The organism is Nostoc cf. commune SO-36 (assembly GCF_023734775.1).
GTDB lineage: Bacteria > Cyanobacteriota > Cyanobacteriia > Cyanobacteriales > Nostocaceae > Nostoc > Nostoc commune_A.
Map to the genome: position 1 here is coordinate 5,260,102 of NZ_AP025732.1, position 26,348 is coordinate 5,286,449.

Sequence of the window (26,348 nt, forward strand, 5' to 3'; positions counted from 1 at the left end):
CTTATTAAAAGACGATAAAAATATTTCATCACAGAAAATCAGAATATAGATAGTCAATAGTTAATAGTCAAGAGTCAAGAGTCAAAAGTCAAGGGGAATTAGCAAAGAAGTCTTTGTAGAGACGGCGATTCATCGCGTCTCTTGCCTTAACCGAACAGCATTGCCCCCATCCCTATCAACAAACAACCCCAATTTGGGAATACTCAATCCAGTAGGCGTGAGGATGGAACAGTGGTAGAAGAGGGTGCATATTGGCTAGCTTGGGCACAAATTTCGGGAATTGGCCCGGTATTACTGCGGCGGCTGGAACAGCATTTTGGTACGCTAGCAACAGCTTGGAACGCTACTAAAGTACAGTTGGCAGAGGTAGAGGGTTTTGGTTTGCAAACACTAGAAAAAGTAGTACAACAGCGATCGCGCCTACACCCAGAACAACTATTTACCAAGCACCAGCAGGAAAATTCTCATTTCTGGACACCAGCAGATGCAGATTATCCCCGCTTACTGCTGGAGACTCCAAGCCCACCGCCGATTTTGTACTATCGCGGTGAAGTCGAACTGCAAGAAAATCTCGGACAAAAACCGATGGTTGGAATTGTCGGAACCCGCCAACCCTCAGAATACGGTATCCGTTGGACTCGCCAAATTAGTACAGCATTGGCTAAAAATGGCTTTACAGTTGTTTCTGGGATGGCTGAGGGAATTGACACAGAAAGCCACATCGCCGCCATGAAAGCAGGTGGACGGACGATCGCAGTTTTGGGAACTGGTGTAGATGTCATCTATCCCCATAAAAATCGGGATTTGTACAAGCAAATTTTGACGGCTGGGTTAGTTGTAAGTGAGTACCCCACAAAAACCCCACCCGATCGCACCCACTTTCCCCGCCGCAACCGGATTATTGCGGGTTTAAGCCGCGCCATCCTCGTAATAGAAGCGCCATTAAAATCAGGTGCGTTAATTACTGCAACCTACGCAAATGAATTTGGCAGAGATGTCTATGCTTTACCTGGAAGAGTGGACGATCATCCATCTCAAGGGTGCTTAAAGTTACTTAGTCAGGGAGCTTCTTTGATTGTCAAGGAATTAGATGAACTGTTAACAATGCTGGGAGCAATACCACAAATTGATCCAATTGAGGCTTCTACAGCACCAGAACAGTTAAGGCCAACTTTAGAGCCAGAATTGCAAAGGGTAATGGATGCGTTTACAAGTGATGCTTTACCCTTTGATTTTATTGTCCAACAAACCGGCATGGGTGCTGGCTCAGTTTCGGGTGCTTTGTTGCAGTTGGAACTTATGGGTTTTGTTTCGCAATTACCAGGGATGCGGTATCAAAAAAGTTAAAACAATTCGCAATTCGCAATTCGCAATTCGCAATTCGCAATTACGTTACTCCTTGTTCTTCTACTGTCTTGCTTTTGCGCTTGCTTGTTCGTTGGCTTTTTTGTTTGCCATTGTTTAATTTTTCTCGTTCTGCTCGAATTCGTTCTAGTAAGACTGATGCAGGTTCATCATCGGGATCTTGGGGGACGAGTTCACCCCGGAAGGCTTTGGCGAGGATTGATTGGTTGAGTTTGTCTAAGTAAGTTTCAGCATATTGATGTTGCTGTTTAACTTTTATGCTAATGTCTAATAGCGATTTCACCTGTTGAACAATCTCTTTTTGTTCCTTCAGTGGTGGTATAGGAATTGCTAACTCTCGAAAATCAATAAGGTGAAAGTTTTTAATTGCACTACCTGTAAATTTATCTATCAATTAATCCTTGATGCACTACCACTCATGCTTCTATTCTAAAGTTGACAACCCCACGGAAGCACTGACAGCCTCCGCCGCTTCTTCACCTTCTAGCAATATCATCAAAGCTTCCATCTCCTTTGTGGCAATTCGCAGCTTTTCCATAATCTCAGCTGCAATTATCTCCGGCTCTGGTAAATTATCGCCCGATCGCAAGCTATCATCTCGCAGCCAGGAAATATCTAAATTTTCGTTACGCTTGGTAATCTGCTCTCGCGTGAAGCACCGAAAACGCCCATTTTCTCCCAAATCGACACGCAGACTATTGCCATTGGGTTCATCTCCATAGCACTGCTCAAACTCAGATAAATGCCCACGAGTCAAGGGAATACGTTTACCAAAGCTGGGCATATTGGTACGCATATCGTAAATCCAAACTGCTTTGGTGTTGTCTTTCTCCGTTGTGCCACGCTGGAAAAATAATACATTTGTCTTCACACCTTGGGCGTAAAATATCCCAGTGGGCAATCTTAAAATGGTATGCAAATTACATTTAGCCATCAAGTCAGCCCGAATTGCCCGCCCTTGTCCATCTTCAAACAATACATTATCTGGCAAAACTACCGCAGCCCGTCCCCCTGGTTTGAGGGTTCTATAGATATGTTGCAAAAATGCTAATTGCTTGTTTGAGGTGGGATAAGTAAAATCATCCCGCGAAGGTAGCCCACCTCCTTTTTTTGTCCCAAAGGGTGGATTAGTCAGAATTACATCGGCTTTTGCTAGTCGCTGTCCCTCTGCGGAAAGGCTATCACCCAAATCTACAGCCCCTTCAATTCCGTGTAGCATCATATTCATCAACAGCAAGCGGTGAGCATCTTGCACCAATTCCATACCATAAAACGCCTGATGCTGTTGGAAAGATTGTTGTGCTTCTGTCCACTCGAAGGAATCGTGGTATTGTCGAATATAGCGATCGCTGGCTATCAAAAACCCTCCAGTTCCAGCCGCCGGATCTTGAATCAACTCTCCTGGTTGTGGCTTCAGTAAGGAAACCATGCAATCAATCAACGGTCTGGGTGTAAAATACTGTCCTGCACCAGATTTTTTCTCGTCGGCGTTTTTCTGTAATAGTCCTTCATACAAATCGCCAAACTCGTCTCGATGTTCTGAAAACCAGTCCAATTCATCAATACTGGTGACAAGCTTCTTGAGAATGCGGGGTTGCTTGAGGGAAGTTTGAGCATTAGCAAAAATCGCCTGTACTCGCAAAGATGAATTCTCCGAACCCAACATAAGTAAGAGTTTTCTATAAGATGTTAGTTGCTCTACCCCATCCTGAGTAACCAAGTCATCCCAGCGATAGCCTTGTAATAATTGCGCCTCCGCCCCCGTTTCCTGCGCCATCTTTAAGAACAGCAGATAGGTTAATTCTGTAACATATTGCAAATAAGTAACGCCGTCATCCCGCAGAACGTGGCATAAATTCCAGAGTTTTTGAACAATATCGGTGGTAGCGGTCATAATTTGTAATGGGAAAAAGGGCGGTTAGAAACCGTGTCTACACAGGTAAAAGCTGAATTTTTTCTTAGAGGATGTTTGAAAAGTCCTCTTCTCGGTAGCAAAACGTTTAGATCCCCCTAAATCCCCCTTAATAAGGGGGACTTTAATTCCGGTTCCCCCCTTAAAAAAGGGGGGTTAGGGGGGATCGAATTCTATGCAGCTTCATAAAAAATTGGTATAAACGCGAATTAAACCTCATCTATGTTGAGAACCGTAGTTTTTGCCCTCACCCTAAATCCCTCTCCCAACTTGGGAGAGGGACTTTTTTCCGGCTCCCCTTCTCCCAATATTGGGAGAAGGGGCTGGGGGATGAGGGTTTTTTCTGTTCATACGGAATATCTACAGTTTTCAAGGTGGACGCAGTTTATATCAAATAGCAACATCCCAAAGGCTCTCATGAATCTTGATCACAATATTCTCTAATTCTCCACCGAAAACCTTATTTAATCGCTCAAATCCACCACCTTGAGTTTTAAACTCTCCTTTATCAAAGGCTTCGCAATCAACAATTATTTCCGCTTTGAGTTGCTTCCCAATCCGTTCTAACCATTTGCGTTGCGGTGTATTCCAAGGCTGACTCGCTAGAATTTTTTTCATCGCGCGTTCAACCCTTTCACTGTAAGCAATTAAAGCATCACCCAAGGCCGCTTGACGAATAAAGCCGATGATAGAAGCGGCAATATCTTCATTAGTCGTTTCTCGCCATGCCGTTTGTAAGCTGGTTTGAGAGTATCCAGCTGCATCAAGCTGCATTCGCAGTTCTTTAAGTTGCGCCCTTGTTAACTCACGGGGGCGCTGTGTGACAACAATCAGCGCCGGAATTTTATTCATGTTCTCTAGTAAAAAGGCTCTAAAACTTTCTAAATAATCTTCTGGACGTGCAGCACTGCCATAACCGCGTTCAATTGAGACTAATTCATCTTGATGATGGGAAATTAATATTGGCTGAGTTCCACCATCTCGACGGTCAAGAATTTGAGCGATCGCTTTTTTGTCTCGAAACCATTCCCGCACTTGCTGTATTGTACTTTGCTTGAGGTGAGATCCAATACTTTTCTATTGGCATTTGCGCGATCGCTTTCTAATTGTTCGCGGTTACTGTCGCTTAAATGTCTCCGTTGGCGTTGCAGTTTGGCTAGCAGTTGCTCAATTACTATCTTGACAGCATCAGTGTTAACTGTCTCTACTCTTGCAGTAGTTGGGTAAAGGTAATGTTAGGATTTAACTACAATGGGTTTCATCGTCGAAATAGGTGCGATCGCTTCATATAGCCGCACTGCATCAAAGATGTGAAACACTTCTTTCCCAATTTCATCACAAGGGCGGGTAGCCCTTCCCAACATCTGCTCGTAGAGAATCCGAGAATTGACTCGGCGAATAAACACCAGATTACAAATCGCCGGCACATCAATCCCGGTAGTTAATAAGTCTACGGTTACAGCAACTTTGGGATTGACTTCATTACGGAATTTGCGAATCAACTCCAATGGCTTATCTGCATTCCCGGTAATTTTGACCACAGCATCATCCTCAACGCCGTCATATCTATCCTGAAACGTCTGTTTAAGTTGGTTGACAACAATATCTGCATGAGCATCAGTAGCGCAAAAAATCAAGGTTTTTTCTGCTAGTGAGGGGTGAATATGCTCCGCTAAAGCTTCACAGACGACGCGATTAAATTCTTCAGTCACAACTCGGCGGTTAAATTGCTCGACATCAATCCGCACTTCATCCGGGGCATGAACTAAATCAAGTTGCCCTGTTTGGGGATTGAAAAACTCCATCTGCTCACCAGGATTCCACACCATCCCTTCTTCAGAAAGCTTTGTTTTAATTTGAAAGGGCGGCTCATGGTCAATTAACCAACCATCGATTACAGCTTCCCGATAACTGTAAGTGTAGACAGGGTTGCCAAAAATTTCTGTAGTATGTAGCGCTGGAGTTGCGGTTAAACCAATTTTAACTGCGTCGAACTGCTCCAAAACCCGCCGATATTTTGACACGTAATCGTTAAAATCCCGAAACTCTAATTCTGTATCACTTAAATCTCGATCTAATAAATAGCCCCGGTGACACTCATCGATCACAATGCAATCATATTGATCGGGTGTAACTATTGTACCATCAGCAGGGTAAAGAACTCGCTTGACCATACCCTGCACCGTGGTAATGTGAACTTTAAGATCACGATCAAACTCAGTGTTGTGGCGATCGCTAATTTCAAATATATCAGCGAAACTTTGCAGGTTTTCCATGCGAGAATCTTTAAAGGCATTAGTGGTTTGCTCTTTTAATGCAGTGCGATCGACTAAAAACAACACCCGGCGAAACCGCTTAGTTTTCAGCAGCCGATAAACTAAACCAATGCAAGTTTTAGTTTTTCCTGTTCCTGTTGCCATCGCCACGAGTAATTCCCGTTGTCCTCGTGCCAAGGCAGACTCTACCGCTTGAATGGAGCGAATTTGATAATCGCGCAATTTCAACCCATAGCTAAAACCTTCTTGGGCTAAACGAGTTACTGCCTGGTCAACATCTTGAGTTAAAATATCAAGTAATCCTTGAGGAGAGTGCCAGGTGGGTAGACAGACGCGAAGATTAGTCGATCGCCGCAAATCACAAAACCAGATGCCACTCTTAGTTAGAAGTTGCTGTAAATATGGTCGTCCGTTGGTTGCAAAGACAAATGGAACCTGATAATTTTGCCACAGCCCACCTGCAAACATTTCTCCCGTAATTTGGAACCCTTCACTGTATCGTTTAGCTTGGTTGAGCGCACCTTCGGAAACATCTTTGCTTTGCCGTTTAGCTTCCACTACTCCCACAATTTGCAAACCGCAGAATAACGCATAATCAGCCCGTCCATTCGCAGTGGGATACTCAGCTATTGCTAAATTTCTTCCCTTTTGAGGACGCACACCATTTTGATGAGTCAGTTCTTCGGAATCTGCTTCCCAACCGGCTGCTTGCAGTTGAGCATCAATGAGTCTGCGTGTCTCTCTTTCATCCAGCAGTATGCCACTTTCAGCGACTTGAGCTTGAGTAATAGTTTGCTGAATGATTTGCTGAGTCTCACTTTTTGCTTGAGCCTGAATTTCTGCTAGGTGATTTAACACCTCCTGTACTTTCGACTCTACTTCCCGTGCCAAATCTTCGGCGGCACTTCTACGCAGCGTCTCATCTGTTACTAATGCTTGTGCCGCCTCAGCCTCCGAAAAACTCTTTTGTACTTCATCTCGGAGGCGTTCTAACTCGGTTTTAAGTGCCTGTGTCTCTATTTTGGGGTCAGGTGGGGGAATAAACGCGCCTGGGTCAAAATTGCGATTACCACTAAATGAACGATGAAACCAAATCCCCAACTCACGCGCATACTTCAGCCCACTTAAAGCCGTGCGGTGATTTCCAGAAATCTCATGAGTTGCCTGATTGCCAATTTTTCGTAACTCATGAAACAAGCGATCGACTTCTCCTTTAATTAAACCGCGATCGCGCAACCGATTCAGTAAATTAATCTGCCGTTCATCCGCTACCTCATAAAGTCCAACGTTGGCTGCCGCTAACTGAGCCAGCAATTCCCCAAACTGTCGCAACTTAATTAAACAAGTATTGGGGTCATCTGCAAAATATCGTTCAGCTAAAGCGCCTAATCTTACAAGTTGTGTATCGTGGACTGCAAGAAATGAGAAGTTTAATGATGGCATATTTGGTAACACTAACTGCACGGAGTCATACCATTTCACTCCAAAATTGATACAGATGGCAAGCAGGGGGAGCAGGGGAGGCAAGAATAGTGACTTATATCACAATACGGTTCAGTTAGCGCCAAAAACCTTTCAGGACTTATGTAAAAACTCTCAGAAACTCTTATTCCTTTGTGTCCTTTGCGCCCTTTGTGGTTCGTTTTTTCTTAATTTTGGATAAGTCTTGTCCTTAACTGAACCGTATTGATTTGTATCAATAATTTTGTGAATGTCCTTACAGGAGAGGTATTAGGGACTTTTGCAACAAGTCTAATGACCAATAACTAATCAATTCATAAGTTCACTACAACAATTGTTGCAATGATTTAAGCCTTTCTTTATACATGGAAGAGTATTTTAGGACTTACGCACTGTACAAACAAATTATCTTGTGTATTAACGTAAATAGGTCGTTTCAGGCTTTTCTAAACCACCCTTGGTTAGTTGCGATCGCAAAAAGATAGTTGAAAAATCTAGCTAAAAGCCTTGAAAAGCATAACTGTCATTTCGGCTTTTCTGTCAATGCGTAAGTCCTATATTTGTTGCAAACGTTTGAATTTTGACAATTAGTGTTTGAATTTGAGCAAAGACTATTTGGTTGATAGTTTCGGGTATAGCAATCCTATTTGATTTGCAAACAGAAATTGTCACTACGATTGCGATCGCTAGCCTCTACGGAGTATACTTTACGGTTTTAATTCAGTGCAGCACGGCATAAATAACCTGCCATTTCAAACAGGCACAAGCCTTGATATATCAACCTTTTAACTTTCGCCTTGCGGTACTAGTTTCCCCTGCTCCCTGCCCCCTGCCCCCTGCTCTAAAAGCAATAGGATATTTTTTATATTTAAAAGTCCCTTATCTTGGAGGGTAATACTGCGGATTCATCACTGGAGATTGATAACCGTTAGCCGGTACAGTACTTCCCATGCCGTTGGGTACAGGACTCACCACAGGAGGCTGATAAACGCTCATAGGCATTGTGCCTGTTGTACTGTTGGGTAAAGCAGGATTCATCACCTGGGGCTGATAACCATTCGTGGGTATAATGTTTGTAGTGCTGTTGGGTATGACAGCATTCTTGCTAAACTCTTCGTAGGCAGCACGAGAAATTGAGCTAATCAGTTTTTCGGCGCGAGGATCGTTTCCAGGGCGTTGTACCATCACAGCAGCAACGTAGCGTTTGCCAGTTGGAACAATAATTAAACCTGCATCTGCCAACATTGTGCCAATATCGCCCGTTTTGTGATATACTCTTGCTCCTGTTCCCAAACCCGATGGCAGCAGAGTGTTTCTCTCGGTGCGACGCAAGATATCGAGCATGAGATCGCGTGATGGCATACTTACTAAATTTCCCTGACTGACAATCGCCATCAAATTTCCTAGTTCTTTGGGACTAGTGGTGTTTGTCCCTTGCAAATCTGGGAGTTGATTGCGAATCATTGTGGTTGTCAATCCCCAAGTGCGGAAACGCTGGTTTAAAGCGTCCATTCCTCCCAGTTTGGCAATCAGCATATTTGTCGCTGTGTTGTCACTGATTGTAATCATTTTAGTGACGACTTCTAGAGCAGTATACTGAGTTCCTGCTGACTTGTATTGCAGATTTCCCGAACCGCCAGCGATCATATTCTGTTCCATCGTCAGCATTTCATCCAGCCGAATTTTCCCTGCGTCCACATCCTGAAAAAAGGCAATCAGAATTGGCACTTTAATTGTGCTAGCCGCCGGAAAACTGTTAGAGCCATTAACATCTACATAATTACCAGTATCTAAATCTACTAAGAAAACTCCGGGTGTAAGATTTGGGTTATTGTCCGCCAAATTTTGCACGGCAATTTTCAAAGAGGTAATTTCCTGAGATAAATATAGGCTTGAAGGTGTACCTGGGGGAGTTTGGGTAGGTTGTGGCTGCGATCGCACCACATTACTATTAGATTGCTGCGCTGAATTAGGACTGACGCGATTCGCTGGGTCTAATACTGACAACACAGTACCCACAATGGCTCCCATGCCAACACCCACAATCAATAACCGCACAATATAGAGTATGGTTTTTGCCATTGGCTTTAACCGCGTCTTTGGCGATGAGCGCCTGCCCATTTTTGGCTTTTCCATCCGCACTGTTTTGACCATTACAGCACCTGGTCGAAAGGGGGGAATCCCCCTTGCATTAGGTATTGGTTTTACTGCTGCTGGCATAACTAACCCCGATTTTACCCTACGTCTAGCACCAGGGATTGGGGGAGGACTAATCGGATTTTTGGCGCGTGTTAGCGCTCCTTCTCGTCCACTCGTAGTTTGCTGCTGGCTGTTAGCTTTAACTTTCTTTTTTACCACTTTTTGAACTTTTTGTGGCGGCTGGCGGCGATTTAAGGGCTGACGCCGCGAGAAACCTGTTAGTTCGTCACTTGACTCTGACACTGTTACTCCTTGTGACCCACTTGACTGTTTTCTTGCAGACTCTTGACCCAAAATTTAATCTTTAAAAGCAATATTAATACTCAAATTACACTTTGCCACTAAGTAGCATTTTGTGTTTACTTTAAGCCATATTAAATATTTTGGGGGATGATTGCGTATATGCTAAACGAATAATTACAACTTTTCACCATCCCTTTGAGTTTCAAGGGCCCATTCTACCTGCTGCAAAATTCCTCGCAGCATCGCTACCTCCTTATTTTTTAGGTGAGCGCGATTATACAATTGGCGAAATTTTCCCATGCGACTAGCTGCCGTATGGGGATATACATAACCAATTTTCAGTAATAGTGCTTCTAATTGCTGGTAATATCCTTCCACAACTTCTATTGGTGCGAGTTCAGTTTGAGGTAAGGTTTGAGTGTCAGGCTGGGCACATTGTGACAATTCATAACAACAGATTGCCACAGCAGTAGCCAAATTGAGGGCGACATAATCTGGACTTGTGGGAATGCCAACAAATCGCTGTGCATAATTTAATTCTTCATTGCTTAATCCCCGGTCTTCTCTGCCAAAGATTAATGCTGAGGGTTTTTCTGGTTCCTCCAGTAACCAGGGTAGTGCAGTGCGGGGATTTTCTAGAGGTGTTTCCAAACTGCGGACGCGACCAGTAGTAGCGATCGCCCTGACACATCCATGTAATGCTTCTGGTAAGGTCGGCACTAATACCGCAGATTCGATAATTTCCTGACCATGAACAGCCATCATCAAAGCTTCCGACGATAGCGGATCGCATTGGGGGTTCACTAATACTAAATTATATAGCCCGAAATTTTTCATTACCCTGGCGATCGCGCCGATATTTATCGCCCCAGCTGGCTCTACCAACACAATTCTTAATCCAGCCAAGCTCATTTTTTGCCTCCTGCGATCGTACCATAAGATATTTTTCGGCTAATTCTCAGCATTATGTATTCTGCTGACAAGTTTCCTTGACATTATTGTAACTTTTAAGTACATACTTCCCGATAGTTATTTACTTTATAAGTAATAGGTATTTACTCATTACTCATTACTCATCTCCCCGCTCTAATTATTTCTCAGTACGCATAAAAAGAGACACAGTTACTCCCAACCCGATCAATCCCCAACCTAAAAAATTAGTAATATTGGAGGAATAATCTAATTGAATTGGTGAAGCATTTGGATTCTCGATTAAAAAATTAATATTTGCTGCGACAGCTTTGGCTTCCGTCGGGTCTTTTCCATCTTGACCAATTTTGTAACTAATACCCTTTTTTGTTACCAATAACACCCGAAAAAACTGTATATCTTCACTATTACCATCTAGGTCTGATCGTATAGCATTAATTATGGCAACTTTTCCCTGTGTAACATTATCAATAGTTTTCTCTTCGATTATCTGTTGACTAAATGCGAAACGTTCAGTTACTGTGCAAGATGCAGTTTTTGAGGGAGTAGCTTTGCAGATAACAAATGAACCCCCAGAGCCATACCGTTGAATATTTATACCAATTACAACCAAAGCAGCACCAAAAAATAAACGCAGCAGTAAATCAGGTAAATTTTTCATATTTATGCACTTATCTGGGATGGGACATAAGGCTTACAATCCCTTTCTTATAATTCCCAAATATTTTTCCGTAATAAAATATAAAATTAGCTTTTTATGGCAAATATAGCCATTCGTCACATCAATCTTTAGTTACGCTACACGTTAGGGCTATTACGTATAAGTAAATGAGCGTAAATAAAATATAATACAGCGCTTCCCGCTATTATGCAATACAGTTTTTCTTATTGCCTCTCTCCTAACATAGCTTTTAGCTTTGAGGATGTACCTCATAGCTGCCGGAAGTGCTGTATGTTCTGTCATTGCGAGTGAAACGAAGCAATCCCAGAGACTTTGCGATTGCTTCGTTCCACTCGCAATGACATCTTGTATTTAATCATGCCTACCTACTTAATCGGCATCTCAAAGTCTTTTCGATTCAACAGATATCTATTACGAATTGTATTGACACTTGCGCTACGATATCCCCTATTGCCTTCGTGCAATGTATGTGAGGAATAGTACAGGCCAAACAGATGACAGAAAAATTTAATACACAGGGCGCAGAAAATCTAGTAGCGATCGCTAACCAATTTGCCCAATTGGGGAAGGTTGCAGCCGTTAAACCATTGGGAAGTGGTAATATCAATGATACCTTTTTGGTGACTATAGATTCCTCAGAAGAACAACATTTTGTCCTGCAACGCATCAACACGCAGGTGTTTCGTCAGCCAGAACTGATTATGCAGAATATGTGTACCTTCACTGAACACGTTCGCCATCGGTTACAGCACACACCCCTGAATCGTCGCTGGGAAGTGCCACGCGTACTATTAACCAAAAACGCTCAAGATCACTGCAAGGATGCAGATGGCTCCTTTTGGCGGGCAATCAGCTTTATTGAAGGTTCTCAGTCCTTTGATACTATAAGCGATCGCTCACACGCCAAAGAAATCGGTTATGCCTTGGGGATGTTCCACAATCTAATCAGCGATTTGCCAGCAGAAAAACTCGCAGACACCCTCACCGGATTTCATATTACACCGCTTTATCTCCAGCATTACGAGAAAGTTTTGGCAAAAGCTAGTGTGAGTCAATCTTCTGAAGTTAATTATTGCTTGCAGTTTGTTAGCGATCGCCAATCCTTTGCACATATCCTAGAAAATGCCAAATCTCAAGGTATTCTACCCCTGCGTTTGATGCACGGCGATCCAAAAATCAACAATGTCATGTTTGACACTGTTACCCAGCAAGCCGTCAGCGTCATAGACCTCGACACTGTTAAACCCGGTTTGGTACATTACGATATTGGTGATTGCCTGCGATCGGGTTGCAATCTTGCTGGTGAAGAAACCGAGAATTGGGAAAGTATTTATTTCGACACTGATTTGTGTCAAGAAATCCTCCAAGGTTATCTTGCTGTCGCCAAAGCATTTCTTACGGAGAATGATTATGCATACATATATGATGCAATTCGTTTAATTACTTTTGAACTAGGACTGAGATTTTTTGCTGATTATTTAGCGGGGAATATCTACTTCAAAGTCAAGCATCTAGAACATAACTTAGCAAGAGCGCTCGTCCAGTTTAAGCTTACCGAAAGTATTGAATCTCAAAAAATACAGATTTGCAACATTATTAAAGATATGAAATGAACGACCAAACATTTACTCTGCAAGCCTTCCCCTCTATCGTGTCCTTTCCTAATTTAAAAATTGCAGGCAATATCGCCCGAAATGCTAATCAACTTACCATCTCTTACACCCTAGAAGGCGACTTAAAAGAAATTGCAATCGCTCCAGCAGCAAATGCACCATCACGCCAGCATCAATTATGGGAAAATACCTGCTTTGAGTTCTTTCTTGGCATCAAGAATTCTCAACGCTATTGGGAATTCAATCTTTCTCCTGCTGGTCACTGGAATGTCTATCGATTTGATGGTTATCGTCAAGAAATGCAAGAGGAAACAGCTTTTGAAAAGCTACCCTTTAACGTTCAGAATCAAGCTGATAGTTTAACACTGCCTTTAAATATTAATTTGGATAAAATTATTTCGGTAGAACAAGCTATTGAAGTTGGTATTACTACCGTTATTAAAAATAGAGATGATGAGGTGACTTACTGGGCATTAACTCATAAAGGTGCAGAGGCGGACTTTCATTTGTGGAATAGCTTTATCATTGAGTTGTAACGCATTCCCCACGGATGAATCCGGGGGCTTTTAGTAGCCCTGAGAAATAGCGGCTTAGAACGCGCGCAGGTTCCGAAACACTATCCCCCGAACCTCTAGGCGCGGTTACGATTAAACAGAGGATGGACTCATCCCCACGCCCCAAAAACACATTGGTTTGCCACTTAACAAGCAGTGTGTTTCTACCCTATCAAGGCTACGCGACAGCCTCTATGTCTACTGGCGAAGCCGTTTCTGCGGGTTTACACAGTGTAAGCGCCCATTTCGACATACTCTTATTATCTCATGAAACACAAGTATTTTTGGACAGCGTTAGCGACGCGCAAGGCGAGTCCGCGAGCGTCTTAAAATTGCCTACGCCTTGCCCCCATGTTTGAAAACAGGGGCTTCCACGGCGAGAGGTGTTTGGTGATAAATTACAACAAGCCAGCATCTGTTGCTACCGGCGGGATTTAGATATTTGAGTAATCACAAGCCAGTGGCTTGCCTACGCTTGAGAATTTGGTGATACCGCTAAAGCTAGACTTTTTTTTGATACTATGTTGAGGCCGGACTGTTTAAATATTGATTGACGTATGAGCAAAGGTACCCTGTTTGATAAAGTTTGGGACTTACACACCGTTGGTACACTTCCTTCAGGGCTGACGCAACTATTTATTGGGCTTCACCTAATTCATGAAGTCACCAGTCCCCAGGCTTTTGCTATGTTACGCGAGAGGGGACTAAAAGTACTCTTTCCAGAGCGTACCGTTGCTACAGTCGATCATATTGTGCCTACAGAAAATCAGGCGCGTCCCTTTGCCGATAGCTTGGCAGAGGAAATGATTCAGGCGCTCGAAAATAACTGTCGAGAAAATAACATAACTTTTTACAACATTGGTTCTGGCAGTCAGGGTATAGTTCATGTGATCGCTCCAGAACTTGGGCTGACCCAACCAGGAATGACGATCGCTTGTGGAGATAGTCACACTTCGAGTCATGGGGCATTTGGTGCGATCGCATTTGGTATCGGTACTAGTCAAGTCCGGGATGTTCTCGCTTCCCAAACTCTCGCCCTCTCCAAACTAAAAGTCCGCAAAGTTGAAGTTAACGGCACTCTCAACCCTGGAGTTTACGCCAAAGATGTCATCCTGCATATCATCCGCACCCTCGGCGTAAAAGGCGGCGTGGGCTATGGCTACGAATTTGCAGGTACAACCTTTGAGCAAATGAACATGGAAGAGAGGATGACTGTCTGCAATATGGCGATCGAGGGCGGTGCTAGATGCGGCTATGTCAACCCCGATCAAGTCACCTACGATTACTTGCAAGGCAGAGATTTTGCTCCTAAAGGTGCAGAATGGGATCAAGCAGTAGCTTGGTGGGAATCCATCAAGAGCGATGCTGATGCCGAGTATGATGATGTGGTCGTATTCGACGCAGCTGAAATTCCGCCTACTGTCACCTGGGGGATTACTCCTGGTCAAGGTATCGGTGTCAACCAGTTAGTGCCTCAGCCAGAAGAACTGCTGGAAGAAGACCGATTTATTGCCGAAGAAGCTTACCGCTACATGGATTTATACCCTGGTCAACCCATCAAGGGTACTAAAATAGATGTCTGCTTTATTGGTAGTTGCACCAACGGCAGAATTACTGATTTGCGGGAAGCGGCGAAAATTGCCAAAGGTCGCCACGTTGCAGAAGGAATCAAAGCCTTCGTTGTCCCCGGTTCCGAAAGGGTGAAGGAAGAAGCGGAAGCTGAAGGACTGGACAAAATCTTTGAAGAAGCTGGATTTGAATGGCGTGAACCGGGATGTTCTATGTGCCTAGCCATGAACCCCGATAAGCTACAAGGAAGACAAATCAGTGCTTCCTCATCTAATCGCAACTTTAAAGGAAGACAAGGTTCCTCTTCCGGTCGGACATTGTTAATGAGTCCGGCGATGGTCGCCACTGCTGCCATTAAAGGCGAAGTCTCTGATGTGCGTGAGTTGCTGTAACCCCACTTCCTAGCATAGAGAAATCTCTTAAACTTTTCTTTCTTTCCTTTGTGTCCTACCCTTCGGGAAGCCACTTCGTGTCTATGCGTTCTTTGCGGTTCGTTTTCTATAAAATTTATGGTCAGTGAAGTTAAAACAGTTTCAGGACGCGGTATACCCTTAGTGGGCAATGATATAGATACCGATCGCATCATACCCGCGCGATATTTGAAAGCCGTTACCTTTGATGGATTAGGCGAAGGTGTATTTATTGATGACCGGACAGCACTTAAAGGTGAACATCCCTTTGACCAACCCCAATACCAAGGTGCAAAGATTTTAATAGTCAACCGTAACTTTGGCTGTGGTTCATCACGAGAACATGCACCCCAAGCGATCGCAAAATGGGGAATCCAAGCTTTAATCGGTGAAAGCTTCGCCGAAATCTTTTTCGGTAACTGTGTGGCAATGGGTATACCTTGTCTGACAGCCGATGCTGTTACTGTTAAACAACTGCAAGACTTAGTTGCTGCCAATCCCCAAGCCGTTGTAACGGTGAATTTGGAAACTTTGCAAGTGCAAATTGGTGATTACACAGCCCCAGTTGCGATCGGTGAAGGTACAAGAAGTACATTTATTTCTGGGACTTGGGACGCTTGCGGTCAGTTGGTGGCGAATGCTGACCAAGTTCGGACAACGGCGGCAAAATTACCCTACGTCGGTTGGGGTAATTTTGCCGCGAGTTAATCTTTTCTCGTTCCCTGGTTGTCAGCTAGGGAATGAGAAAATACTGAGAATTTTATAATCGTTGCGTAAGAACATCAAAACTTGAATCATCACCCGAAGTTGCGGGTTATTAACCAATAGGCTTGGGTTAAGCCTATTGGTTAAAGGCGGGAAATGTTACTAGAAAGAATCAATTCAAGCGATCGCATCATTCTAGTGTAATCTGCGATCGCAGGCATTGTAACAGCTATACGATTTTGAACATGGGCTGCTTGTGGATTTTGAGTTGTCGTTTTGGAAGTTCACAACTTTACTACATCACCCCTCTCTCTTCATACTCTTTTTTTTAGTGAAGGTATTGATTAAAGTATTATATTTTACTCGTTAGACAAATACTTCTTTGAGAGTAAATGCAAAAATAAATGCTTTAAATTCAGTAAAAACAATTAGTAACTAAGTGCATAAATTGATTTGTAGTGGCTACTTTGAGGTAGCAGGCAGTTTAAAATCCTTTAGACAAAGACTCAGTTATTAATACCGATTTAATGACTTTGCTTTTGTTATTAGAATTACACCATAAACACGGGCTACTATTTAATACTGTCATTTATTGAAAGCTATTTACATTCATTTGAACTTTAGCAAAACTTATTTAATCAGTTGAAACCTAGTTTAAGCAAGGTATTCAGGAGCCAATTTTCTTTTTTACATGACGTTAAAAGTCACAATATAGTAAGGTTTGCCTACAAAGCTCATAGTAAAGAACTTTTACAAAAACCAATATTTTGCGTAAAAGCAGGACATATCTCTGAGTAATACTTAGCAGCTAAAAACTATAAGTTTTCTAGTTTGTAGATAGAAACTAGTACTTTTACTATTTTCTTAAAAATGAAGTACTAGTAACTCATTGTTCACTTAAACATTAACAATTAGGAGTATTAATCATGGCAGTAAATTGGATTCCAGGCCCAGGGCCAACCAATGGAGCAGATACAGGTACTGGTGATGCCGCTTATGATAGTTTCAGTGGTTGGGCTGGAAATGACACCCTCAATGGTGGCGCTGGCAATGACACCATCTATGGTGATGCTGGTAATGACTTGTTACTAGGTGGTGATGGTATCGACTTTTTATCCGGTGGAGACGGGAACGATACCATAGTCGGAAATCGGGGCAACGACACCTTCATCGGCGGAAACGGCAACGACCGACTCATCTGGAACAATGGTGACGGAAGCGACAAAATCAGTGGTAACGCTGGTTATGACGTAGTTGAGGTTAACGGTGCGGGTGCTGCGGGGGACAACTTCCGCCTGCAACGAGATGCCCAAGGCAGAGCAATTTTTGATCGGCTCAATCTGGTTCCTTTTACTCTAACTGTGGATACCGCAGAGAGGTTTGAAATCAATGGTGGTGGCGGTGATGACACCCTTGATGTCAACGATCTGGCAGGAACAGGAGTAAATGCGGTATGGTTTACAGGCGGGGCGGGCAATGACTTGCTCGATGGTAGTGGCACAGCTACACCGTTGACAGCCTTTGGCGGTGAGGGGAATGACAGCCTGACAGGTGGTACTGGCAATGACAACCTTTATGGTGATGCTGGTAATGACTTGTTACTAGGTGGCGATGGTATCGACTTTTTATCCGGTGGGGACGGGAACGATACCATAGTCGGAAATCGGGGCAACGACACCTTCATCGGCGGAAACGGCAACGACCGACTCATCTGGAACAATGGTGACGGAAGCGACAAAATCAGTGGTAACGCTGGTTATGATGTAGTTGAGGTTAACGGTGCGGGTGCTGCGGGAGACAACTTCCGGCTGCAACGAGATGCCCAAGGCAGAGCAATTTTTGATCGGCTCAATCTGGTTCCTTTCACTCTAACTGTGGATACCGCAGAGAGGTTTGAAATCAATGGTGGTGGCGGTAATGACACCCTTGATGTCAACAGCCTGGCAGGAACAGGAGTAAATGCGGTATGGTTCACAGGCGCGGCTGGCAATGACTTGCTTGATGGTAGTGGCACAGCTACACCATTGACAGGCTTTGGCGGTGAGGGTAATGACAGCCTCTATGGTGGTGCTGGCAATGACAGCCTCTATGGTGATGCTGGTAATGATATCTTGCAAGGTGGTAAAGGTAATGACATTCTTACAGGTGGTAATGGTAGCGATCGCTTTGTGTTCAACACAGGCGCATGGTTCAATAGTGCTGATCTGGGTGTAGATAAAATTACTGACTTCAGCCGCACTTATGACAAAATTGTCTTAGATAAGACAACTTTTGTCGGACTCAATGATTTGTATCAAATTCAGATAGTAGCTAATGATGCAGCAGCTGCAACTAGCTCTGGACTCATTACTTACAGTCTTGGAACTGGCAACTTATTCTTCAACCAAAACTTGACATCACCAGGCTATGGCACAGGTAGTCTGTTTGCCAACATTGATAACGATAACAAGCCATTCACAGCCCCACCAGTATTAGCAACTACAGACTTTCAGATCGTTGCGTAATCATACAGAATCTAAACATAGTCCGCCTCCGCGGACTATGCCTGTGTAGCCGCGAATTCCATTCGCCTTGGCTTTAATTACGAATTACGTTAGCGTAGCGGTAGCGAGTCTTGCCTACGGCACGCCAAGGGCGATAGCGCAGCGTTAGCGAGTCATCGAGCGTCATTACGAATTACGAATTACTTTACCGTGCATCGCCAATCAAGACAAAGGGCGACCAATAAAAAGGATGACGATGGTCTGCAATTAGCTTTAACTTAGCTTTTTGCAAAGCTTCACCTTTGGTCATACCCTGCTTGAGATTTTGATAAAAATCAACCATTAATTCCCGAGTTGCTTCATCATCAACCGCCCACAAACTAGCCATCACAGCTTTAGCACCAGCCCGCTCAAATATATAAGCAACTCCTGTAATTCCTACGTCATTAGAGTTAGTGTCTACAGCAGTTTGACAAGCACTGAGAGTAATCAGTTGTGTGCCTTGTAGCCCTAAAAGAGCAGCATTGGCAATGTCTAAAGTTTTGTCAGCAAATAGTAATGTATTATTTTTTAAATTGACTTGTTTACAATCTTCAGTTTGGAAACAGCCGTGAGTTGCTAAGTGCAAAAAGGAAAAGCGCAATGCTTGGGATCTAAACTTTTCTAGAGTAGCTTCTTTATTGATATAAACTTCACTGTCTGGCAGTATTTCTTTAATCTTTGTGACTTCTATCTCTGCACCTGGGAGATTTTGCGGGTCACGGGGTACTGGATTACCAAATGCTAAAACAGCTTGTGGTTTGCCGGGGACGGTATTTTGCACACCTGGAGATTTTAGGGAATTATTAGAAATGCGAGTGAGATAGTTGACAGGATATTTCTGGATTAGAAATTGGTCGGTTTTACTGTCGTAAAGAGTCTCAAAAGGTAAATGACGCAGTTGACCAGTAGCAATAATGCTCAGTTGTTTGGGTGATAAAGTTTTAATTTTGTCTTCGACGGGACGAATGAGAATATCATAAAGTTTGCTACCTGTTTCAGTGAAGTTAGCATCACTGTCGTCTTGTACCTGTTTTAGGTAATCGGCAACAAGTTTATTAAATTCAGTGGGGTCAATAGATTTTTTAATAACGCTCAACTGACCTTTTGTAAAGATAAAAAAGGCAACGTTTTTGGGTATATCTCTCGCATTAGTCAGCAAGACAGGTTGGACTATAACCGTTCCTGCGGGAATGGAGGATGTCAGGTTTTTAATATCTGCGGGTGTAGTTTCAAATAGTTCTGCTACTTCAGGGAAACGGCGAGAGATATTTTCGGCTTCTGAATAAACTTGTGCTTCTAATTGCCGAATTTGTTGGGGTAGGCTTTCGGAACGGTTGTTTTGCAGTTGTTGTCGCAAGGATTCTAATTGTTGATTTTTTGTACTCCAGTCGTCAATGGCTTTTTGTGCTTCTAGGTTGGCAACTTTGGCATTAATCAGGCGAGTATAATCAGCAAGGTCGGCTGTAGTGAATAGGTTAACCCATTCAAAAGCTTCAGCGTATTTTTTTTGATTAATCAAGACATCCACTAAAGCAGTTGCACTCCAACCGTTTTGCTGTAAAAAGTTTTGGCGATTTTCTCGTTGTAAACCCCGACGCATTTCTAAGCTGATTTTGAGAGATTGCTCTAAATTAGTAATGGCTTCAGTTGGCCGATTTGTACTTTGGAAGAGTACACCAATATTACCCAAAGTGATAGTTTCACCAGCGCGATCGCCCACAGCACGCGAAAGGGGCAGAGATTGGTTGTAAAAATCGAGTGCTTTTTGCTTTTCTCCTAAAGCGTTGTAGACTCCACCGATGTTATTGAGTGTAGCCGCAACACCAGTGTGATCGCCCACAGCACGCGAAAGGGGCAGAGATTGGTTGTAAAAATCGAGTGCTTTTTGCTTTTCTCCTAAAGCGTTGTAGACTCCACCGATGTTATTGAGTGTGCGAGCCTCACCAGTGCGATTGCCCACAGCCCGAATAAGGGGCAGAGATTGGTTGTAAAAATCGAGTGCTTTTTGCTTTTCTCCTAAATCGTCGTAGACTGCACCGATGTTATTGAGTGTAGTCGCTTCACCAGAGCGATCGCCCACAGCACGCCAAAGGGGCAGAGCTTGGTTGAGGTAATCGAGTGCTTTTTGCTTTTCTCCTAAATCGTCGTAGACTAAACCGATGTTATTGAGTGTGCGAGCTTCACCAGTGCGATCGCCCACAGCCCGAATAAGGGGCAGAGCTTGGTTGTAAAAATCGAGTGCTTTTTGCTTTTCTCCTAAAACGTCGTAGACTGCACCGATGTTATTGAGTGTAGTGGCAACACCAGTGCGATCACCTACAGCCCGTCTTATAGGCAGAGCTTGGTTGTAAAAATCGAGTGCTTTTTGCTTTTCTCCTAAAGCGTCGTAGACTGCACCGATGTTATTGAGTGTAGTCGCAACACCAGAGCGATCGCCCACAGCCTGAATAAGGGGCAGAGCTTGGTTGAGGTAATCGAGTGCTTTTTGCTTTTCTCCTAAAGTGTCGTAGACTCCAGCGATGTTATTGAGTGTAGTCGCAACACCAGAGCGATCGCCCACAGCCCGCCTAAGGGGCAGAGCTTGGTTGTAAAAATCGAGTGCTTTTTGCTTTTCTCCTAAAGCGTTGTAGACTAGACCGATGTTATTGAGTGTACGAGCTTCACCAGTGCGATCGCCCACAGCACGCCAAAGGGGCAGAGCTTGGTTGTAAAAATCGAGTGCTTTTTGCTTTTCTCCTAAAGCGTCGTAGTTAAACCCAAGCCCAAGCAGTGCAGTTGCTTCAATTTTTTGGTCTTTGAGTTGTCGCGCAATGGTTAAACCTTGCTGAAATATTTGTATTGCCTGTTGGTATTCCTGTTGCTGTGTCAGTTTTATCCCTTGCTCTAGCAGTCTTTCTGCTTCTTGCGATCGCGAGTTTTGAGTCTGTCCCCAGGTGGGTGGAGCCATCAGCATCACTGTTAAAGGCGTTAGATAAAAGCCCACAGCTAAAAGACTGGTAAGAATTTTTTTCATAGAGTAGCGCAAAGGTAGCTGTTTTCAATTGGGTGTTAGCAGAAGCTCTTGTTACAAACTCACGATTTTTTGCTATAAACTCATGATTTTCGTTACAAACTCACGATTTTTCGTTACAAACTCACGATTTTTTGTTACAAACTCACGATTTTTTGCTATAAACTCACGATTTTTTGTTACAAACTCATGATTTTCGTTATTAATGTCGAAATAAATAAGAGCGTACAGCTAGTTGTGCGCCCCTACAGATGGAATAATTCACGATTAATAAGGTTTTGCCAGAATAGTGATCGTTCTTTGTTGCGAATTGAACTGGATTTCATCCACCACATATTGCCGATCTCTCGCCACTGATTGAATACCCCGTAACTGTGCTGGGGAAACTACAGGTGGTTTGAGCTTCAACACCGCTTGACCTTGGGTAGTATTTTTTACAGTAAAATTATTTATGGGTATACCACTCCAACTTACTGTCTTGCCTGTAGGACGTTCTCCCCCACCCCGCATAATTTGCCGCCCATTGCTTCTGTAAGCCAACGCTCCATTCTTGAAAACTACTTTTGCAATTTGGCTCAGGGAAATTGTAGCAGTTTTGCCACTACGCTGAATTGATAGAGCTTGCCTTTGTGCATCAATTCCTATTACTCGACCACTGCTTGACTCACCACCATTAAGGATGATCTCTGCTAACTCTGGTAATGCTACTGCAAGTTCTAATTCATCTGCGTTGACTGGTGTCTGTGCCAACAATAAATTTCCCGTCTTGACATCCTGGCTAATTACAGCTTGAATGTTTCCTGCGATCGCTGTTGCCATTACTAGGATTGCTACAACCCATCTCTGGAAAAAAGCTTTCATGGCTTTAACAGTATATTTGACTATGTTTAACTTTCTCATTAAACTTCAAAGGCAGATACTAAATTTCCGTAAAATTACTAAAATCGACTGATTATTTACCTGTAGCAGTTTACAGTTGAGCGCAATATGACCTAACCCCCAACCCCTTCCCTGCAAGGGAAGGGGAGTAAGATTCAAAGCCTCTCTTCTCTTAGGAGCTACGGTGTACACACAAGTCTTTTAGAGTTGCACTACAGGCTTTTGATCCCCCCAACCCCCCTTAAAAAGGGGGGCAAAAAGCTCTCAAAGTCCCCCTTTTTAAGGGGGATTTAGGGGGATCAATACACATTTTGCACCCAGCAAAAAGATGTGTGTACACCGTAGCCTTTTAGGAGAGAGGTTTGGAAGTGAGGTCACAGTATATTTGTTTCCCTTATATCCCCTATCTCCTCTATGACCCAAACACCCAACCAAGAAAGCAATATTTTAGGTAAATTCACTAGTGTACTTGGCTTGCTGGGTGCGGCGCTTTTCTTTGCAGGCTGGATTTATCGGTGGTCATATTTCTACTTTTTTCAACTAGAAGTCAATACTCTCGATTTACCTGCACAGTCTTTTCTCATAGTTCCCCTGCAAATATTTTTCGGAGATATCTGGACAATCTGCAAAACAGCGATCGCCTTTTTTATCGCTGCGATCGCAATTCAAGCTACATTATGGTTAATTAAAATCATCAGTGATACGGTAGTCTCTACCAGCCAATTACTACTCAATCGCATCATCTCTGGTACTCAACACAAACGCTCATGGACAGCTAAACAGCTTAAATCTCTAGCTGAATTTGGTTTTGGGCAATTGCGCTCAGTTGATTTTCTGCGATCGCTAGTCAATGAAATAGTAATAGTATCCTGGGTATTAATTGTGATATTTTGGTTAGCTCGTTGGCAAGGCATTGCAGATGCCCGACGAGATGCAGGTCAAAACTCCACCTTGCCCGTCATAGCGTTAATTACACCGGAAGAGAAGTTTGCTGTGGGACGCAAACTTGATGATGTATTTGCCGATCCTTCTTTAAAAGGTTATCGCATTATTGGCGATCGCGGTCTATTCGAGGACTTGCGAGGTAGGGAAGATAATGATATTAGCAATCCAAAAGAGCCAAGAGTCTGGCGCTTACTCCTAGAACGTGGTGGCTGGATTTATTTGTTTCGAGCATTGCCCCCAAATGCAAAAGTTGATGAGCTACCCTCAGTGTTAGCTATTCAAGAAAGTGATAAGGGACATATCATCATTCGTAGTCCAGAAGTTTCTAAAACCAATCTTCCTAATTTGTAATTTAACAACTTTTTAAAGATGGTCAGGGTGATGTTTTACTCAACTATGAAAAAGAGATGATTTTATCAGCAAAAAATACCGATGAACTTTCATATATTGTGCCTGATGTCAATATCTCCATCGACAATCCGGTTGCTGTTGTAGATAAAAACGTTGATAAACATGGAACTCGCACGATCACAACCAAGCTCGATCATATTGAACAGGCCAGAGTTTATCCTGTCCTAGTTGTTTAGCTGCCAAATGTGGCCAGTAAGGATTGCGGAGTAGTTCCCGTCCCAACAGCACTATATCAGCTACTTCTGTGCGAATAATCTGGTCAGCTTGTTCAGGGGATGTAATTAAGCCCACAGCTCCTGTATAAATATCGGCTTCGCGGCGGATGCGTTCGGCAAACTCAGTCTGATAACCAGGTTTAATTGGGATATTAATGCCCGGTATAATACCGCCTGATGAACAGTCGATCAAATCTACTCCTAAAGACTTGAGTTTGTCGCTTAAAGCAATACTTTGCTCAATGTCCCAGCCATTATCTACCCAATCGGTGGCAGAGATGCGTAGCCAAAGTGGATGTGTCTGCGGCCAAACCTCTCGAACTGCTTGAACCACTTCTTTGAGGAGACGAGTCCGGTTTTCAAAACTACCACCATAATCATCTTGACGGTGGTTAGAAAGGGGTGAGAGAAATTGGTGCAGTAAGTAACCGTGGGCAGCATGGATTTCTACTACCTTAAAACCAGCTTGTAGAGAACGTTTGGTAGCTTGGACAAAGGCATCAATAATTTCTTGAATTCCCTCAAGAGTGAGGGCTTCTGGAACTGGGCTATCTTTGCTAAAAGCGATGGCACTACTGGAAACCAAGGGACGCCAACCTTCCTGAGATTCATCCAGCGCTTTTCCTCCCTTACTCGGTTTGGCAGTGCTGGCCTTTCTGCCTGCATGAGCAAGTTGAATACCTGCAACAGCTCCAAAGTTATGAATTAATGCTACAGCTTTAGCTAAATTTTCTATGTGTGCATCTGACCAGATTCCCAAATCTTGTGGACTAATGCGTCCGCGAGGTTCTACAGCTGCTGCTTCTGTTAGCACTATACCTGCACCACCAACTGCACGAGAAGCTAAATGAACCACGTGCCAATCGTTAGCATATCCATTTGTACTGGAATATTGACACATCGGTGAAACAGCGATGCGGTTGCGGAAAGTAACTTCACGAATATTTAATGGTTCAAACAGGTGTGCCATTGGTATTAATTCCTTTGATGGTGCGATCGCTAAACTAGATGATGAAATGCTGAATCGAATCTATGTTCTGCTTCTGTATTAAAAATTTTAACAGAATCGCGTTATGCCCCTTCATTAGCGATTAGTTGCGATCGCACCACGCCTGGGGATTTCCTCATCAGAAATTAACTGGCGTGTGAATTCCATTCGCCAGGGCTAAGGATATTTTTACAAAAATAAGATGCCCTCCTTAATATCTCACCGATATTTCAGTAATTACCACTGGGAAAAAGGGTGTTTTACTAAATTACTATTGAAATATCTGGCATCGTCAGAAACTTCTTGTCCAATCCAGGTTGGTAGTTCAATTTGTTGATTTTCATCGCTGAGTTCAACTTCTGCTAATATTAATCCTTTATTAACACCATCAAACTCATCTATTTCCCAAATCAAACCACGCCACTCTATTTTATATCTGACTTTTTCAATAAAGGGACGTTCGCACAACGTTTCAAGCATTTCTTGAGCATCTTCAACAGGAATAGGGTACTCAAACTCTAATCTTGAATATTTAATACTGGGGCCTTTAATTGTCAAATAACTTTTTTCTCCCACTACACGTATACGTACAGCCACTTTGTCTTGTGTGGCAATGTATCCTTGACGATAGACATTACCTTCAGCTAATCCTCTCCAGCTATCTCCTAAAACTAAATATTTCCGCTCTATTTCTTTCGCCATTTTATCTATTTGCTTTTATGTATGAAACTAGACTATGCTTATAAACTAAATATATCAACTTAATCGGAATTTTTATATTTTGTAGTAGGGGCGCAAGGACTTGCGCCCCTACGGGTGTACCTCACCTAAACGAGAACCGCTATATGATGTGATGATTGTGAGACAAACTATCAAAATATAATTAATGATAATGAGCCAGAGTAATCTGTTGTTACCATCTGGATGTGTCCTTCGCAAAGCAACCTCTGCGGATCAGTGGTCAATTCTATTGCTGGTATTCTCAGCAAAACTTGATCCAACCCAATTAAATTGGCAGCAATTTTGGATAATTGAATGCAATAACAATCTTGTAGCTTGCGGACAGCTACGTAGTTTTTCAGGGGCACAAGAACTTGGTAGTTTGGTCGTTGCATCAACTTGGAGAAATCGCGGTTTGGGTACTTTGCTAACGCAGCATTTGATTAATACAGCAACACAACCACTTTATCTTGAATGTTTAGGTCATCGATTGGCGAAGTTTTACAGTCGCTTTGACTTTGTGGAAATATCTTTTGAAGACTTGCCACAGATTCCCAGGACAAGCAGCTTGTCTACACTTAAGGGGAAATATAAATTCTCGCAATTAGCTAAAAAACTGCTCAGAATTCCTGTGGTGTTTATGAAACATCGAGGTAATTTGTGATTCGTAATTAATAAAGCTTACGCAAGAGTTATGGAATAACGTAGATATAAAGTCTTCGACAGGAGAAGCGTA

Annotated in this window: 19 protein-coding genes and 1 pseudogene; 9 read left to right on the forward strand and 11 right to left on the reverse strand. The window is 43.1% G+C overall.

All coding sequences use genetic code 11. From position 1 onward, the window contains the following. Nucleotides 1-231 precede the first annotated feature (231 nt). A complete protein-coding gene (gene dprA, locus ANSO36C_RS23815) occupies nucleotides 232-1,347 on the forward strand; it encodes a DNA-processing protein DprA (protein ID WP_251956521.1) in 1,116 nt (371 codons plus the stop codon). A 40-nt stretch (nucleotides 1,348-1,387) separates the two neighbouring features. Here the strand turns inward: dprA and ANSO36C_RS23820 are convergent, their stop codons facing one another. The 7 genes from ANSO36C_RS23820 to ANSO36C_RS23850 all read right to left on the reverse strand — a co-directional run bounded on the left by ANSO36C_RS23820 (nucleotide 1,388) and on the right by ANSO36C_RS23850 (nucleotide 11,047). Continuing rightward, nucleotides 1,388-1,759: a restriction endonuclease subunit S gene (locus ANSO36C_RS23820; protein ID WP_251956522.1), complete on the reverse strand. Its 372-nt coding sequence runs from the start codon at nucleotides 1,757-1,759 to the stop codon at nucleotides 1,388-1,390. Between the two features lie 30 nt (nucleotides 1,760-1,789). Next, nucleotides 1,790-3,259 carry a class I SAM-dependent DNA methyltransferase gene (locus ANSO36C_RS23825; RefSeq protein ID WP_251956523.1) on the reverse strand — a complete coding sequence of 490 codons (1,470 nt, stop codon included), beginning with the start codon at nucleotides 3,257-3,259 and terminating at the stop codon, nucleotides 1,790-1,792. Nucleotides 3,260-3,667: 408 nt separating this feature from the next. After that, nucleotides 3,668-4,312, reverse strand: a complete 645-nt coding sequence (locus tag ANSO36C_RS23830) for a type I restriction-modification enzyme R subunit C-terminal domain-containing protein (RefSeq protein ID WP_251956524.1) — start codon at nucleotides 4,310-4,312, stop codon at nucleotides 3,668-3,670. A gap of 200 nt (nucleotides 4,313-4,512) precedes the next feature. Further along, entirely contained in the window at nucleotides 4,513-7,035 is a 2,523-nt protein-coding gene (hsdR, locus tag ANSO36C_RS23835) for a type I restriction-modification system endonuclease (RefSeq protein WP_251956525.1), read from the reverse strand. Nucleotides 7,036-7,893: 858 nt separating this feature from the next. Then, on the reverse strand, nucleotides 7,894-9,456 hold the full coding sequence (locus ANSO36C_RS23840; protein WP_251956526.1) for a serine hydrolase: 1,563 nt from the start codon (nucleotides 9,454-9,456) through the stop codon (nucleotides 7,894-7,896). Nucleotides 9,457-9,630: 174 nt separating this feature from the next. Continuing rightward, the gene (locus ANSO36C_RS23845) at nucleotides 9,631-10,368 is read right to left on the reverse strand and encodes an RNA methyltransferase (RefSeq protein ID WP_251956527.1); all 738 of its coding nucleotides are present in this window, start codon (nucleotides 10,366-10,368) and stop codon (nucleotides 9,631-9,633) included. A 178-nt stretch (nucleotides 10,369-10,546) separates the two neighbouring features. Continuing rightward, entirely contained in the window at nucleotides 10,547-11,047 is a 501-nt protein-coding gene (locus ANSO36C_RS23850) for a hypothetical protein (RefSeq protein ID WP_251956528.1), read from the reverse strand. Nucleotides 11,048-11,562: 515 nt separating this feature from the next. Between ANSO36C_RS23850 and ANSO36C_RS23855 the strand changes: the two genes are divergently transcribed. The 5 genes from ANSO36C_RS23855 (at nucleotide 11,563) to ANSO36C_RS23875 (ending at nucleotide 18,423) form a co-directional block, all read left to right on the forward strand. Continuing rightward, complete coding sequence (locus ANSO36C_RS23855; protein ID WP_251956529.1) at nucleotides 11,563-12,681, forward strand: phosphotransferase enzyme family protein; 1,119 nt, start codon at nucleotides 11,563-11,565, stop codon at nucleotides 12,679-12,681. Further along, entirely contained in the window at nucleotides 12,678-13,217 is a 540-nt protein-coding gene (locus tag ANSO36C_RS23860; protein ID WP_251956530.1) for a DOMON-like domain-containing protein, read from the forward strand. The genes ANSO36C_RS23855 and ANSO36C_RS23860 overlap by 4 nt, the downstream gene beginning before the upstream one ends. A 575-nt stretch (nucleotides 13,218-13,792) precedes the next feature. Next, nucleotides 13,793-15,196 carry a 3-isopropylmalate dehydratase large subunit gene (leuC, locus tag ANSO36C_RS23865; RefSeq protein ID WP_251956531.1) on the forward strand — a complete coding sequence of 468 codons (1,404 nt, stop codon included), beginning with the start codon at nucleotides 13,793-13,795 and terminating at the stop codon, nucleotides 15,194-15,196. 117 nt (nucleotides 15,197-15,313) lie between these two features. Further along, on the forward strand, nucleotides 15,314-15,922 hold the full coding sequence (gene leuD, locus ANSO36C_RS23870) for a 3-isopropylmalate dehydratase small subunit (RefSeq protein ID WP_251956532.1): 609 nt from the start codon (nucleotides 15,314-15,316) through the stop codon (nucleotides 15,920-15,922). A 923-nt stretch (nucleotides 15,923-16,845) separates the two neighbouring features. Beyond that, nucleotides 16,846-18,423 carry a calcium-binding protein gene (locus tag ANSO36C_RS23875; RefSeq protein WP_251956533.1) on the forward strand — a complete coding sequence of 526 codons (1,578 nt, stop codon included), beginning with the start codon at nucleotides 16,846-16,848 and terminating at the stop codon, nucleotides 18,421-18,423. A gap of 184 nt (nucleotides 18,424-18,607) precedes the next feature. On the opposite strand, the gene ANSO36C_RS23880 is transcribed toward ANSO36C_RS23875, so the two are convergent. After that, complete coding sequence (locus ANSO36C_RS23880; protein WP_251956534.1) at nucleotides 18,608-21,457, reverse strand: CHAT domain-containing protein; 2,850 nt, start codon at nucleotides 21,455-21,457, stop codon at nucleotides 18,608-18,610. A gap of 264 nt (nucleotides 21,458-21,721) precedes the next feature. Next, nucleotides 21,722-22,315, reverse strand: a complete 594-nt coding sequence (locus tag ANSO36C_RS23885) for a hypothetical protein (protein ID WP_251956535.1) — start codon at nucleotides 22,313-22,315, stop codon at nucleotides 21,722-21,724. A 432-nt stretch (nucleotides 22,316-22,747) separates the two neighbouring features. On the opposite strand from ANSO36C_RS23885, the gene ANSO36C_RS23890 reads away from it, so the two are divergent. Together ANSO36C_RS23890 and ANSO36C_RS23895 are read left to right on the forward strand one after the other, a co-directional pair. Continuing rightward, nucleotides 22,748-23,629 (forward strand): hypothetical protein, encoded by an 882-nt coding sequence (locus tag ANSO36C_RS23890; RefSeq protein WP_251956536.1) that lies wholly within the window; start codon nucleotides 22,748-22,750, stop codon nucleotides 23,627-23,629. Nucleotides 23,630-23,640: 11 nt separating this feature from the next. Then, nucleotides 23,641-23,808, forward strand: a pseudogene (locus tag ANSO36C_RS23895) (sulfate ABC transporter substrate-binding protein); the annotation flags it as partial. Here the strand turns inward: ANSO36C_RS23895 and namA are convergent. Both namA and ANSO36C_RS23905 read right to left on the reverse strand, forming a co-directional pair. Then, nucleotides 23,807-24,874 (reverse strand): NADPH dehydrogenase NamA, encoded by a 1,068-nt coding sequence (gene namA / locus ANSO36C_RS23900; protein WP_251956537.1) that lies wholly within the window; start codon nucleotides 24,872-24,874, stop codon nucleotides 23,807-23,809. The pseudogene ANSO36C_RS23895 and the gene namA sit on opposite strands and share 2 nt — an antisense overlap. Nucleotides 24,875-25,129: 255 nt before the next feature. After that, nucleotides 25,130-25,594, reverse strand: a complete 465-nt coding sequence (locus ANSO36C_RS23905) for a CYTH domain-containing protein (protein WP_251956538.1) — start codon at nucleotides 25,592-25,594, stop codon at nucleotides 25,130-25,132. A 190-nt stretch (nucleotides 25,595-25,784) separates the two neighbouring features. On the opposite strand from ANSO36C_RS23905, the gene ANSO36C_RS23910 reads away from it, so the two are divergent. Then, nucleotides 25,785-26,276: a GNAT family N-acetyltransferase gene (locus ANSO36C_RS23910; RefSeq protein ID WP_251956539.1), complete on the forward strand. Its 492-nt coding sequence runs from the start codon at nucleotides 25,785-25,787 to the stop codon at nucleotides 26,274-26,276. Nucleotides 26,277-26,348: the final 72 nt, after the last annotated feature.

What these genes read in the sequence shown, in the direction of transcription:
- ANSO36C_RS23825 (WP_251956523.1), bottom strand. Translation starts at nt 3,259, where the DNA reads ATGACCGCTACCACCGATATTGTTCAAAAACTCTGGAATTTATGCCAC.
- ANSO36C_RS23845 (WP_251956527.1), bottom strand. Translation starts at nt 10,368, where the DNA reads ATGAGCTTGGCTGGATTAAGAATTGTGTTGGTAGAGCCAGCTGGGGCG.
- ANSO36C_RS23850 (WP_251956528.1), bottom strand. Translation starts at nt 11,047, where the DNA reads ATGAAAAATTTACCTGATTTACTGCTGCGTTTATTTTTTGGTGCTGCT.
- ANSO36C_RS23855 (WP_251956529.1), top strand. Translation starts at nt 11,563, where the DNA reads ATGACAGAAAAATTTAATACACAGGGCGCAGAAAATCTAGTAGCGATC.
- ANSO36C_RS23860 (WP_251956530.1), top strand. Translation starts at nt 12,678, where the DNA reads ATGAACGACCAAACATTTACTCTGCAAGCCTTCCCCTCTATCGTGTCC.
- leuC (WP_251956531.1), top strand. Translation starts at nt 13,793, where the DNA reads ATGAGCAAAGGTACCCTGTTTGATAAAGTTTGGGACTTACACACCGTT.
- leuD (WP_251956532.1), top strand. Translation starts at nt 15,314, where the DNA reads ATGGTCAGTGAAGTTAAAACAGTTTCAGGACGCGGTATACCCTTAGTG.
- ANSO36C_RS23875 (WP_251956533.1), top strand. Translation starts at nt 16,846, where the DNA reads ATGGCAGTAAATTGGATTCCAGGCCCAGGGCCAACCAATGGAGCAGAT.
- ANSO36C_RS23880 (WP_251956534.1), bottom strand. Translation starts at nt 21,457, where the DNA reads ATGAAAAAAATTCTTACCAGTCTTTTAGCTGTGGGCTTTTATCTAACG.
- ANSO36C_RS23885 (WP_251956535.1), bottom strand. Translation starts at nt 22,315, where the DNA reads ATGAAAGCTTTTTTCCAGAGATGGGTTGTAGCAATCCTAGTAATGGCA.
- ANSO36C_RS23890 (WP_251956536.1), top strand. Translation starts at nt 22,748, where the DNA reads ATGACCCAAACACCCAACCAAGAAAGCAATATTTTAGGTAAATTCACT.
- namA (WP_251956537.1), bottom strand. Translation starts at nt 24,874, where the DNA reads ATGGCACACCTGTTTGAACCATTAAATATTCGTGAAGTTACTTTCCGC.
- ANSO36C_RS23905 (WP_251956538.1), bottom strand. Translation starts at nt 25,594, where the DNA reads ATGGCGAAAGAAATAGAGCGGAAATATTTAGTTTTAGGAGATAGCTGG.
- ANSO36C_RS23910 (WP_251956539.1), top strand. Translation starts at nt 25,785, where the DNA reads ATGAGCCAGAGTAATCTGTTGTTACCATCTGGATGTGTCCTTCGCAAA.